The sequence below is a fragment of the Syntrophomonas zehnderi OL-4 genome (assembly GCF_000983115.1).
Lineage (GTDB): Bacteria > Bacillota > Syntrophomonadia > Syntrophomonadales > Syntrophomonadaceae > Syntrophomonas_B > Syntrophomonas_B zehnderi.
The window spans coordinates 42716-54984 of record NZ_CGIH01000025.1 but is presented as its reverse complement, the minus strand read 5'-3'; the positions used below and the strand labels follow the sequence as shown (position 1 = coordinate 54984).

The 12269-nt window shown below is 42.6% G+C and carries 10 protein-coding genes; 4 read left to right on the top strand and 6 right to left on the bottom strand.

Annotated elements, in window-relative coordinates; all coding sequences use genetic code 11:
* The first annotated feature begins 482 nt into the window (after window positions 1-482).
* Window positions 483-1799: a glutamyl-tRNA reductase gene (gene hemA / locus AAV90_RS06185; protein WP_046496700.1), complete on the top strand. Its 1317-nt coding sequence runs from the start codon at window positions 483-485 to the stop codon at window positions 1797-1799.
* Window positions 1800-1966: 167 nt separating this feature from the next.
* Here the strand turns inward: hemA and AAV90_RS06180 are convergent, their stop codons facing one another.
* From AAV90_RS06180 to AAV90_RS06165, 4 genes are all read right to left on the bottom strand, one after another.
* Window positions 1967-3274 carry a cyclic 2,3-diphosphoglycerate synthase gene (locus AAV90_RS06180; RefSeq protein ID WP_242847498.1) on the bottom strand — a complete coding sequence of 436 codons (1308 nt, stop codon included), beginning with the start codon at window positions 3272-3274 and terminating at the stop codon, window positions 1967-1969.
* Between the two features lie 101 nt (window positions 3275-3375).
* Window positions 3376-3813 (bottom strand): GNAT family N-acetyltransferase, encoded by a 438-nt coding sequence (locus AAV90_RS06175; RefSeq protein WP_052729633.1) that lies wholly within the window; start codon window positions 3811-3813, stop codon window positions 3376-3378.
* Window positions 3814-4078: 265 nt separating this feature from the next.
* Complete coding sequence (locus AAV90_RS06170; RefSeq protein WP_046496698.1) at window positions 4079-5419, bottom strand: FAD-dependent oxidoreductase; 1341 nt, start codon at window positions 5417-5419, stop codon at window positions 4079-4081.
* Between the two features lie 276 nt (window positions 5420-5695).
* On the bottom strand, window positions 5696-6856 hold the full coding sequence (locus AAV90_RS06165) for a double-cubane-cluster-containing anaerobic reductase (protein WP_046496697.1): 1161 nt from the start codon (window positions 6854-6856) through the stop codon (window positions 5696-5698).
* A 222-nt stretch (window positions 6857-7078) separates the two neighbouring features.
* Here AAV90_RS06165 and AAV90_RS06160 point away from each other — a divergent pair, with 222 nt between their 5' ends.
* Window positions 7079-7861, top strand: a complete 783-nt coding sequence (locus tag AAV90_RS06160; protein ID WP_046496694.1) for a S1C family serine protease — start codon at window positions 7079-7081, stop codon at window positions 7859-7861.
* A gap of 69 nt (window positions 7862-7930) precedes the next feature.
* Here AAV90_RS06160 and AAV90_RS06155 read toward each other — a convergent pair whose 3' ends face one another.
* Both AAV90_RS06155 and AAV90_RS06150 read right to left on the bottom strand, forming a co-directional pair.
* Window positions 7931-8392 carry a C-GCAxxG-C-C family protein gene (locus tag AAV90_RS06155; RefSeq protein ID WP_046496693.1) on the bottom strand — a complete coding sequence of 154 codons (462 nt, stop codon included), beginning with the start codon at window positions 8390-8392 and terminating at the stop codon, window positions 7931-7933.
* Window positions 8393-8858: 466 nt separating this feature from the next.
* Window positions 8859-9461, bottom strand: a complete 603-nt coding sequence (locus AAV90_RS06150) for a hypothetical protein (protein ID WP_046496691.1) — start codon at window positions 9459-9461, stop codon at window positions 8859-8861.
* Window positions 9462-10051: 590 nt separating this feature from the next.
* Between AAV90_RS06150 and ttdA the strand changes: the two genes are divergently transcribed.
* Both ttdA and ttdB read left to right on the top strand, forming a co-directional pair.
* Window positions 10052-10951, top strand: a complete 900-nt coding sequence (ttdA, locus tag AAV90_RS06145; RefSeq protein WP_046496689.1) for a L(+)-tartrate dehydratase subunit alpha — start codon at window positions 10052-10054, stop codon at window positions 10949-10951.
* Window positions 10948-11565, top strand: coding sequence for a L(+)-tartrate dehydratase subunit beta (ttdB, locus tag AAV90_RS06140; protein WP_046496687.1), 618 nt, complete (start codon window positions 10948-10950; stop codon window positions 11563-11565). Before ttdA ends, ttdB begins: the two co-directional genes overlap by 4 nt.
* The last annotated feature ends 704 nt before the right edge of the window (window positions 11566-12269 follow it).

The window sequence follows — 12269 nt, the reverse complement described above, 5'->3', positions numbered from 1 at the left end:
GTAGAGAATGATATAAGGGCAGGGCATTTAATACAAGTTGATATAGAAGATATTGTTTTTACGCGAGATTTTAATATTATTTTTCACAAGGATAAATACCATTCGGCATCATTAAAGGCCTTTATAGATTTTTGTTGTTCATATATAGAAAAGCGTAACAGAAATGTTTAAAACCAATACCTATAACCGACTAAGAAAATATACCTATAGGTGCAATGTAGCTGCTAACGATCAGGATATTACTAAATACTTATGTGGCTATAAATAAACTATATTATCCATAAATCTTTTCTGTGTCATATTCACTTTAAGAAGATGTTAGTGCAAGTATATTAAATATACTGCCCCTGCCTGCCTGAGCTTGCGGAACAACTAAAAAACTCCGATTTGGATATAGAAAAGCGTTGGAAATTGATAAAAAACAATTGACTCAGATCTGTAATGCAAGCAGATCGTGACGAAGTAGGGGAGCTGATCAGGTAATGTATGTTCTCCTTGCGGGAATTAGCCATCATACAGCTTCGGTCGAAATTAGAGAGAAATTTGCTCTAACTGATCTGAAAATGAAAAATTCCTATTGCCAATTTAAAAAATATGAGGTTATTGAAGGAATAGTAATTATTAATACCTGTAACCGTACTGAGTTGTATGCTTCTGCTCGCAATATCGTAGAAGGACAGGAAGTTCTGAAATCATTTATGATGGAATATTCAGGTATTTCAGAGGAAGAATTCTGGCAATATTGCTATCTGCAAACGTGTTACGAAGCTATTGCTCATCTGTTCAGGGTCACTTCCGGCCTGGATTCCATGATCCTGGGGGAAACCCAGATTTTGGGGCAGGTAAAGGATGCCTATCAAAAGGCTCAGGAGTTTAATGCTTTAGATAAAGTATTAAACGCTCTCTTTCAGAAAGCTCTATTTGTTGGTAAAAAAGTTCGCACTGATACCAGAATTGATCAACATTTAGTATCAGTAAGCGGTGCGGCAGTTGACCTTGCTCAGAACAGATTCGGTGACCTCCAGGATAAAACCGTACTCGTAGTGGGAGCTGGTGAGACCGGCGAATTAACCACCCGGCACCTTATGCTAAATGGGGTTAATTCAGTTATTGTTTCTAACCGTTCTTATAGAAAAGCAGAACAAATGGCAGCCCTATTTAATGGGAAAGCGGTACGTTTTGATGAAATGGAGTACGAGTTACAGAATGCTGACATCGTAATCAGCTGCACAGCCGCTAACCATTGTGTAATCCGTGAAGATAACTGTGGTGACATACTACGCAAGAGGAAAGGGTTCCCTATTCTATTTATTGATATAGCGGTGCCTCGGGACGTGGAAGTCAGTTTAAATGAGATTGAAGGGGTTTATATATATGATATTGACGACCTACAAGATATAGTTAACGCCAGCTACCACCAGCGATGTCGGGCATCATGGATGGCCGAAACTATAATTGAAGAAGAATTAACGGAATTTAAAAAATGGCTGGAGACGCTCTATGTCGTTCCGATAATTACGGCTTTAAAAAAATATGGCGAGACGATAAAACAAAACGAATTAAAAAGGGCTTTTAACCGATTAGGTAAAGTTTCCGAAAGAGAACAGGTAATTTTACAAAGCTTAGCGGCTTCCATAGTTAATCAGCTATTGCGCAGTCCCATTGTGAAGTTAAAAGAAATGGCAGCTAGTAATGAAGTACAGCTGTATCCCCAGATGGTAATGGAATTGTTTGCTCTAAATTTAAATGAGGAAAAAGAGAAAGATTATACAAACTTCGAGGTTGGAAAACCGGGGTAGTAGAGAACCGAACCCGAGATAGCCTTAGGGGTGTTAAAATATATTGGAGAGAATAAAATGTCATCGCTGATTCGCTGTTTCGGATCTTTACCAAAGCGAAAAATCGTTCTCATTCTACATTATTGCCGACAGGGAGATGAAATTAATCCCCCTGTCCTTGGGTATTTTTACAGTATTTTGGCTATAAGATGAAGTAACTTAGGAGTGCCGATCTCTTCCAGATCATATCTTACCCTTACGGCCGGTTTATTGATGGACATGATGCGGCGCAGATCTATAGGGGTACCGATGATCACCATTTCGGCAGGCGAACTATTAATGGTTCGTTCCAGTTCTGCTATTTGGGTTTTGCCATAGCCCATAGCTGGCAGGAGATTTGATAGATGATTATATTTTGCAAAGGTTTCGCGGATACTACCTACCGCATAGGGGCGGGGATCGATCAGTTCTGCAGCCCCTAAATCCTGGGCGGCGATACTGCCTGCTCCATAAGCCATTTCCCCATGAGTTAGGGTGGGACCATCTTCAACCACCAGCACCTTCTTGCCCTTTATGGATTCGGGCTGTTCAACCGTAATCGGTGAATTAGCCAGGATTATTTCTGCACCCGGATTGCTTTTTATCACAGCTTCCTTGACAGCCTCTACCCAGGACGGCTCGGCGGAATCAACTTTGTTGATGATAGCGATATCAGCCATACGCAGGTTGGTTTCACCTGGATAGTAGCTGGTTTCATGCCCGGCGCGGTGGGGATCAACGATGACAATATGCAGGTCAGATTCATAAAAAGGCAAATCATTGTTGCCGCCATCCCAAAGAATGACATCTGCCTCGGCTTCTGCCTGGCGTAAAATAAGCTCATAATCAATCCCGGCATACACAACGATTCCCGCATCGATATGGGGTTCAAACTCTTCTCTTTCTTCAATAGTACATTGGAACCTATCTAAATCTTCATAGCTGGCAAACCTCATAACTACTTGTTCTTCCAGATTGCCGTAAGGCATAGGGTGGCGGATAACCGCTACCTTTTGACCCGCATCGGTCAGCAGTTTGCTGACATAACGGGTAGTCTGGCTTTTTCCGCTGCCAGTCCGTATCGCGGTAATGGCTATCACTTTACGCTGCGATTTAAGCATGGTGTTTTTGGGCCCCATGATCCGGAAATCAGCCCCAGCAGCATTAACCACAGCCGACTTATGCATGATATAGTCGTAGGAAACATCACTGTAGGCAAAAACCACTTGATCAACGTCATACTTCTTGATTAATTCCGGAAGTTCCTCTTCAGCATAAATGGGTATACCATCTGGGTATTTTTCTCCAGCCAGGGAAGGGGGATAGACCCTGCCCTCTATGTCTGGAATCTGAGCTGCGGTAAAGGCTACCACCTGGTAAGCCGGATTATTTCGAAAATAGCAGTTAAAATTATGAAAATCCCTGCCGGCTGCACCCATGATAATTACACGATCCACTTTATTTGCCACCTCTCCAGTTTTAAAATAATGTATCTATAAGCTAAGCCTCCGTGGGGCAAAACTTTCTTTATGACTATTATTATTTCTATAGTTTCCGGTTAGCGTCCCGTATCCCAGGAAAAAACCTGGATATCGTGCCGGTTCTGCCAGCCCTGTCGCTCGTAAAAGGCTGCGGCGGTGGGGTTATCACGCAGAATAAAAAGATGCATTTTGCGAGCTCCCAAGGTCTGGAGTTCCAGTATGGCCCGGTTTAAAAGGGTCTGACCATAGCCTTTGCGCTGGTAGTCCTGATGTACTGCCAGGTGATAGATATAGCCGCGACGCCCATCAAAACCAGCCAGGACAGTTCCAATCAGTCCTTCCGCATCTCTTATCACCAGACAGGTGGAAGGATTGCGAGCCATAAATAGCTGCAGGGATTCTTCATCATCACCCTGTCCTATTCCCAGACCGGGAATACCCTGCCAAAAATGCAGCATGGCGGCGGCATCATCAGGTCGGGCCTGATCAACTTTGTAATCTTTATGAGCCAGCATCTCCTGTCCTCCCCATTGCTTTCCAGCTAATGCCAGGGTGTTTTCCCTATCAATAAGATATACACCTTCTTATATTTATAATCAAGGCCTTTTGCTTTTTTAAGCACTGCCAAAAAGTTTTCCGCTCTAAGCAGATCAGGTTTATATTTGACCGCTTTTTTAAAAAAGACCAGCCTGTTTCCAAAGGCTACAGAAAAAGTAAGGGGGCTACCTTAAGGTTAAGGATTGCCTGTCATAGTCTATTGCCTCTTAATACCAGGCAAGATTATGCAAACTGATTCAGAGCAATTAATACCGGATCCCATACCGGGCTGAAGGGCGGGGAATATGCCAGATCCATATCAATGAGCTGCTTTACCGTAGCACCGGTGGTTATGCTTGCTGCCAGGGTATCAATCCTTTTGGCTGCTCCAGAAAAACCGACTATCTGTCCTCCCAGAACACGAAGGCTATTATTGTCTACGGTTAACTTTACATGGATATCACCTGCGCCAGGATAATATCGAGCAGCCGTTTTGGCGCTGATGGTACGGCTGCTGACTTCAAATCCTAGGCGAGTACATTCATTTTCACTTAGACCCGTGCGTGCCATTTCCAAATCCAGAACCCGGGCAATGCCAGTACCTAGTACACCCGCAGACCTAGCATTGCCGCCGCCAGCATTCTCCCCAGCTATTTTCCCTTGCTTATTGGCGGTAGTTCCCATAGGTATATAGACTTCCTGACCGGTGAGCAGGTGATAGGTTACAGCACAGTCACCAGCTGCATAAATACTATCTGCACTGGTTTCCATCCGTTCATTTACCCGAATAGCGTTTTTTACACCTAGGGCCAAACCTGCCTCAGCAGCAATTTCCGAATTAGGGATCACACCGGTGGATAACAAAACGAAATCGCAGTCTATGTTTCCTTGTGAGCTTTCCGCTGCGCAGACTATCTTATTCTCACCGACCAAACCGTTTATATCAGTTGAAGTGAGAACGCTTACTCCTTTACTTTCCAGATAATCATGTACGATCTGTGCCATATCTTCATCCATATTAGGAACGATGTGCGGCGCTCTTTCGACCAGGATAACCTCACAACCGTGCAGAATCAGGTTTTCAATCATCTCCAGTCCTATATAACCGCCGCCGACCACCAGTGCTTTCTGGGGCTGCATTTCAGCAATATAGCGGCGAATATTCAAGCTATCATGAATCGTACGTAGAGTAAAGATGCCGTTTAAATCCAGGTTTTTAAGCGCAGGAACAAAAGGTCGGGCACCAGTAGCAATTACCAAGCGATCATAGCTGGTTGCAAAGATTTCATCGTTATTCAGCCGCTGCAAAATCACGGTTTTATCAGCTGGTTTAATCTGGATGGCCCTAACCGAAGTTTCCACCGCTATATCCTGCCGAGCAAATTGCTCCGCCGTTTTGGCAATAAGGTCTTGTTTTGCAAGGATTACATCTCCAATGAAATAGGGCAGACCACAGCCAGCATAGGATATAAACTCATCATCAGTATACACCTGTACCTCAAGCGCAGGATTAACCCGCTTAGCTTTGCTGGCGGCACTCATTCCCGCCGCAACTCCACCTATTACGACTAATTTTTCTGCCATTATAAATACCCCTTTCGAGATCTTATTACGCATAAGATAATTCTACCATAGGTGCCAGGTACTTATGGTAGAAAGTTATACTAGCCAAGGTGACGACCCTTATGCTAACCTTCCGCAAACCTTGTCTAAGTAGGTAACGTAATTTGAAACCTAGCTACCCTGATAGCTTGAAGGAGTACCCGCCAAGGGGAAGTCCTCTTGGCGGATACAAATTTTCAATTTAATTGAGGAAGCAAAAAGAGTGCCTCGTTTGAATATAGTCTCGTTTGGATTGTTTTATGCAGGGTTTATCATCTCCAGGAAGGCTTCAATGCGTACCTTTAAGCTTTCGCGGTCAGAGATGGAGTAGTCGGTTTCAATATGGAGAAAGGGGAGTTCAAGTTGGTCTTTAACCAGGCGTTCTATATGATAAGATTCTACATTGAACGTATGGCAGGCCTGCCAACTCAGATCAATAACCCCATCTATTTGGAAATCAAAAATCATTTCTTTTAAAATCCGTAGCCTTTCGGGATTAGGGGACATTATGCTGCACGGGATACTTAGGTACTTTTCGGCCAGCAGCAGAATGGGATCACGTGTGTCCTCCTCATCAATATATAACAGGTTACCTCCGTAGCCGTTACAATTTTGCATAGTTACCACAATGCCCCCGAGTTCTTCCACTAGAGCCACTACTTTTTCGCTGCCTAGTCCTACTGGGCAGCCAGCAAGCAGTATACGCGGTGAATCTGTATTTCCAACGTGGTAACCAGATAAAGCCTTATCCCGAATTTCGGTAGTTAATTGCTGTATTTGTCCCATGGTTTTCCAGCGATCGGCTGCGAACATAGTTTGAAATGAAACATTCAGCAGATCTAGTCCAGATATAAGTGCGGGGCGGTTAAAGTTTAATTCATATAGTTCCCGCAAGGTACGGGCTTCTTCGTTTGTCAAATGAATTGCTTCTAAAATGGCTTCATCAGTAATCGTTGTGCCTAAATGTTCCTGCAGCACTTCGCGCAACAAAACGATTTCACTATACCACATGGTGAGGGAAGATGGGCGTTCGGGCATCTTGGGCAGCTGCATGATGTGCATCGGCTTTTTTTGTTGCAGAATTTCAAACATTTTTTTCTTACCGTCACAGGTAGTTTCTCCAATAACCAAATCGGAGAAATGGAAAAATGGGCAGGTATCAGTAATGGCAAACCCGTAGGAAGATTTGATCAAAGGACATAGATTCCGCGGTAGATCCTGCTCTGCTGACGCGATGGGTTGATCACTGGTACCACATAACATGACCGGGATGGCTCCGCCCGCTAAGATAAGTTCGCGTGGACAAAAGCCGCAATACATTCCCACTACCGATTGACCTTCGTTTTCTTTTCTTTGCTTAATTTCCATTAAGTTCATTTCCCGTCCGGCGGTTATTTGCTCCATTAAGCTTGAGTTCATATTTCCATCTCCTAATTATTAATTAATATATTTAATTCTTTATTAATCATAACAAATCCTTCTACAATAAATAATAATTTATTATACATATTGCACGCCCAAGGGGACGCTTCTCCTATGTGAAAGTCCCAGGAGAACTGTCCCCTTGTGCCCCCAATTCCAAAACATTATACTCTAGTTATAATCTGGCGGAATGTATAGGGTAGGGACAGGTGATGAAAAATGTATGACGAAAATCAAACCCAAAACGAAAGTGATTATATAATTACCAGAGAAGAAGAGTTGGAAATAGCAGAAGAAGGGGATATTGGGGGAAGCAGACTAAACCGGCCGATTATTAAGATTTCTGCCGTAATTATCCTCTTGACTTTTATTGTTTTTTCCTTTGCCTGGCTGCCCATTTTTTGGCCGCCCCACCTGGACTTCCTAAAACAGAACCAAGCCTTATCAGAAGAAGAGTTGGTACGCCAATCAAAACATGCGGTAGTCAACATTCAGGCTACAAAAACAGCAGGAGCAACCAGAAGCCAAGGTACTGGCTTTAACCTTACGGCCCAAGGAATGATAATTACCAACCGTCATGTGGTTGAAGGAGCCTCTGCCGTAGAAATTACCTTTAGTGATGGAAAACGTTTATTCAGTCAGGACATAGACATTATTGACGGTTATGACCTGGCCGTAATAAGACTTAAAAGTAAAAACCTGCCTTTCTTACCGCTAGTCACAGATCAGTTGGTTGAATTAGGGCAAACCGTAACTATTATCGGTAACCCCCGCGGATTTCAGAGGGTTTCTTCTCGGGGTGAAGTGAAGGAATATTACCAAACAGAAACCGGTATGCAGGTATTTACCGTTGCTGCCACTATTGCTCCAGGCAGCAGCGGCAGTCCCGTCTTAGACGAAAAGGGGCGTCTGGTCGGTATCGTATATGCCACCGGAACCTTGACCATCGATGATAAAGAACAAAGTCGTGCTTTGGCTATCCCGGCCACCGCCCTAAATTAAATGCCCCAAGGGAAACGCACAAGGGGACGGTTTGAGACCACTGAAAAAGTACCCCTTGTGTCCCCCTTCTTACACTGCTCTCTTAGCGAGAATAATTTTTTTCATAACCATTTCAGTGGCTTGGCCGGTTAGATATGTACATTGCTGAATATGTTCTAAACCGCCAAACTCAAAATCTTTAATCAAAACCCGGCAACAAGTGCTGCGAAATTTTGTTTTGAACTCATCGTGTAACTCCTTGGATACCCTGAACATTTCAGGCATTTCTCCTTTGGGCTGAGTACGTCCAAATTTTATACCAAGAGCCATGATCCCGCCAGAAAGTGCTCCGCAAGTACAGCCTGCCGTGCCCATTCCTACTGGAAAGCCAGATGCTAATTTCACAGCCTCTGGTGGTAAGGGATTGCCTAGATAGTCATTTACGACTGTGAAAACAGCCTCTGAGCAAAGATAGTCGCCGTCAAGGTATAATTTCTCTGCCCGCTCTTTAGCTTCATTAATAAACTTTAATTCCTGGTCGTTAAATATCATCACAACGCCTCCCCAAATAGGTTTCTAATAGGCTTTCTCTGTTTCGTCTCAAAATCCTGCTGAATTATTATTAGTTTTAATTTTATTAATTCCATTTAGTTATACTAAAAGCACCTCGCTAAATGCAGCTACAAATTATTAATATCAGAGACAACCTTTTAATCTTTGAGCGTCTGTATTTAATTTATCTATTAAGACAGGCAGGAAATTTATATTGCTGATTTTGAGCATAGAAATAAGAATATGTTAGAGGCTGGCGTGGGCATGGAGTATATGACACTGAAAATAGCCCTTGAAAATGAGTGTTTGGCGAAAATTACCGGAGACAGTACAGCAAAAAATTCAACGAGCAAATGCAAATAGGCGGGTATTTAAAAAGCGAGGAAGAGGTTCAGATATAGATCCCCCTCTCTCGCTTTCCGTATACAGTTTACATTTTTTGAATTGACATATGATTCCGTGGACTTTAGGCGATACTTTTCTGTTTACTTTTTAGACGGGTGGTAATAGTTTGCTCTACCAGGGCTTGGCGGCAAATAGAGTAGGAGCGTACTATTTGACCTTCGGCCTCAAAATTTCCGTTGTAGGAAAAGTTGGAACGTTCCATAAGACGTTGCCCGCCGTCCGATATAGTAAAGGCTCCGATAGAACGGATATCAGGAAAATTAGGGGTTTGCTTCATAACAAAGTGCCTGTTGAAGTCATGTACCAGTGCTTTGGTATATTTTTTGTGCTGTTTATCTTCAATATCAACAATAACCGCTGCAATATATAGATAAAGATTGGGTTCATCAAAGGATTTGATATGGTCTATTAACTGGCTTTCCTTCATCTCTCCGGTCAGGATCTTCTTCCATTCCGAATGCTCCAGCGGGATAACCCAATAATACCCCTTGATCTTGCCATTTACCATGCAAACTCTAAACATCATCGGATCTTTCTTGATTAATCTACGTATAAGTGTGGGTTCGGAACACCAACAACTGGGGAAATATTTTTTTTCCAAACTCAGCATGAACGGAATATCCTGGATCTGGGCACATTTAACCTTACATGCTGGGTCTTCCATAATGTCACCTTCCTTTTACAATTATATATCTTGCGTATACTCCGGGAATTTTTAAGTTATCCCAGGCATAAAAAACAGCATTAAGAACTTGAGGGTCATTAACGTCTTTAATAAATGGGATTTTAAAAAGTGCTTGACGAGGAAGCTACAACGGGGAGAGGTTGATTGCGGCTTTATATGAAGTTGGAGTAATCATGTTTTCACCTTCCAGTGGCAGTAAGGCCAAGAACGTATTGCATCACTGCTATTACATTATATACCCTTATCCGACAATATTCATGCTTCAGGTATATATGCAAAATGGCGGTAATTAACGAAATTTTTATCTGATTGCTGGGAAGGCGCATTAATGCCAGTAAGCAGGCAAAGGTCGATCACTTAACGTTAGTAGCCGGAAAAATACCGGAATAAGAAGCGGTTTAAATAATATTATTTCTCGAATTTAAAAACTTGTAATTAAACGATGCCGTTTTTAATCGGATACCTACATTGCGCAGCAAACATGATTGCGCTATTATTAATCTAATTGAATTAAATAAGTGCAGGCTTAGTGTGCAGATATCTTAAGCCCATTAATTGGAGGAAAATGAATGGACAGGGAAGAACAACGCCAAAGATTTATTGATATAATGGCAAAATTTACTGTATATACAGGTAGATACCTTCCTGATGATGTTTTAAGCAGATTGGAAGAACTTAGGGAAACTGAAAACTCAGATCTGGCAAAGATTATCTATGATGCCATGTTTGAAAATCTTAAAATGGCCGAGGAATTAAATCGCCCCTGCTGTCAGGATACCGGCGTTATCCAGTATTTTGTTCAGGTTGGCACGAAATTTCCCCTAATCGGCGAGATAGAGGAGTGTCTGCGTGAAGCCGTACAAAAAGCTACCGTTATTGGGCCACTGCGGCACAACGCCGTGGAGGTTTTTGACGAAAAAAATACCGGCAATAATGTCGGTACCAGGATACCATGGATTGATTGGGAAATAATCCCGGATAGTGACGAGGTTATAATCTATGTCTATATGGCCGGAGGTGGCTGCAGTCTGCCGGGGGCAGCCAAGGTTTTGATGCCTTTGGAGGGTTATGAAGGGGTGGTTAAATTTGTATTTGATCAGATCACTTCTTATGGAATTAATGCCTGTCCTCCTTTGCTGGTCGGCATTGGTATTGCCGGTTCGGTAGAGGTTGCGGCCAAACTTTCCAAAAAAGCTCTGCTGCGTCCGCTGGGATCTCATAATAATAATCCGCGCGGGGCAGAGCTGGAAAAGAGAATCGAAAAAGGCCTTAATGATGTCAAGATTGGGCCGGGCGGACTTACCGGGGAGAATTCCGTGATGGGGGTTCATATTGAACAGGCAGCGCGCCACCCTGCAACTATAGCCGTGGGACTTTCTACGGGCTGCTGGGCTCATAGAAGATCGGTAATAAAAATATCTGCTGATATGGAATATGAGACTATTTCCCATAAAGGAGCAATATTATGAGTCTGAAAGTAATTAACACGCCGATTAAAGACGAAGATCTTGAGTCCCTGGTGATTGGAGATATTATTTACCTAAATGGTTATCTGGTAACCAGCCGGGATGATGTACACCAGCGTTTAATCAAACAGCATAAGGCCCTGCCGGTTGACCTAGCCGGGAAAGCCATCTTTCATGCCGGCCCCATTATGCAAGAAATTGAAGGCCAACCTGGCAGATACCGGGTTATTTCCATCGGGCCGACCACCAGTATGCGTATGGAAAAATACGAAAAAGAGTTTATAGCCCAAACCGGTGTCAAAATTATTGTAGGAAAAGGCGGCATGGGTCTTAATACAGTGGCTGGTTGCCAGGAACACAAAGCCATCCATACCGTATTTCCAGGCGGCTGCGCCCTGCTGGCAGCCAATTGTGTGGAAGAGGTGGAACGGGTAGAATGGCTGGATTTGGGAATGCCTGAGGCCATGTGGGTGATGCGCGTAAAGCAATTTGGACCGCTTATTGTTTCCATCGACACGAAAGGGAACAATCTTTTTGAGAATAACAAGCGGGAATTCAATTCCAGAAAAGAAGCGATTGTGGAAGCAATCTGCCCGTACGTAGATTTTTTAGAATAACCTTAGTAGCAAATAGACATAGATTTACGAGATTTAAGCGGATTAATTAGACACAGATTTACATAGGTTTTATATTTGACTGAAAAACGCTATCTGCACCATCATCGCATATTCTCAAAACCTGGTTTTCCTAGCGGATGTATTACCTTCCATTAGAAAAGAAGTATCCAAATCCGTAACCCAACACAGTTTTTAAAGGTGTCGGTGGGTGGCTAATTTAATTGGAAAATTAAAAATCCTAATGCTGCAACGTTTAAATCATGCACAAATCATCAATTGCTCAAATCGATTACCTGCAACGACATAATCAGCAATGCAGTTCAGGTAACGTAGTAACCTGATAACGACCTGCGCCTTCTACATTTGATTATATTAACATTTCCTTTCAAAATAGCTAAACTATAGGCTCCTAATTTGGGGCCTTTTTGCTTTTGGAGATTTTTGAACTCTCAATCTTCCTCTAAAGCGGGAAAGTTTTAAATGGCAATTCACCAAAAACATAGTATTATTGCTATAATAATGTATATTAATGTAAATTATTTTATTTTTTGGATTAAGGAGGTTGTTTCGATGTACTTTTAATATCAAGCAAGAATCACAGGCTATCCTTTCCAGGACAGTATTTAAGACCGTAACCGCCATTTGGAGCTAATCATACTTTTTTTGAATAGGAAGCGACATAGCTTTAATCAACTAATATTAAA

Excerpts from the sequence above, each read along its gene's own strand:
- AAV90_RS06160 (WP_046496694.1), top strand. The coding sequence starts at position 7,079 with ATGTATGACGAAAATCAAACCCAAAACGAAAGTGATTATATAATTACC.
- AAV90_RS06165 (WP_046496697.1), bottom strand. The coding sequence starts at position 6,856 with ATGAACTCAAGCTTAATGGAGCAAATAACCGCCGGACGGGAAATGAAC.
- hemA (WP_046496700.1), top strand. The coding sequence starts at position 483 with ATGTATGTTCTCCTTGCGGGAATTAGCCATCATACAGCTTCGGTCGAA.
- ttdA (WP_046496689.1), top strand. The coding sequence starts at position 10,052 with ATGGACAGGGAAGAACAACGCCAAAGATTTATTGATATAATGGCAAAA.
- AAV90_RS06150 (WP_046496691.1), bottom strand. The coding sequence starts at position 9,461 with ATGGAAGACCCAGCATGTAAGGTTAAATGTGCCCAGATCCAGGATATT.
- AAV90_RS06155 (WP_046496693.1), bottom strand. The coding sequence starts at position 8,392 with ATGATATTTAACGACCAGGAATTAAAGTTTATTAATGAAGCTAAAGAG.
- AAV90_RS06170 (WP_046496698.1), bottom strand. The coding sequence starts at position 5,419 with ATGGCAGAAAAATTAGTCGTAATAGGTGGAGTTGCGGCGGGAATGAGT.
- AAV90_RS06175 (WP_052729633.1), bottom strand. The coding sequence starts at position 3,813 with ATGCTGGCTCATAAAGATTACAAAGTTGATCAGGCCCGACCTGATGAT.
- ttdB (WP_046496687.1), top strand. The coding sequence starts at position 10,948 with ATGAGTCTGAAAGTAATTAACACGCCGATTAAAGACGAAGATCTTGAG.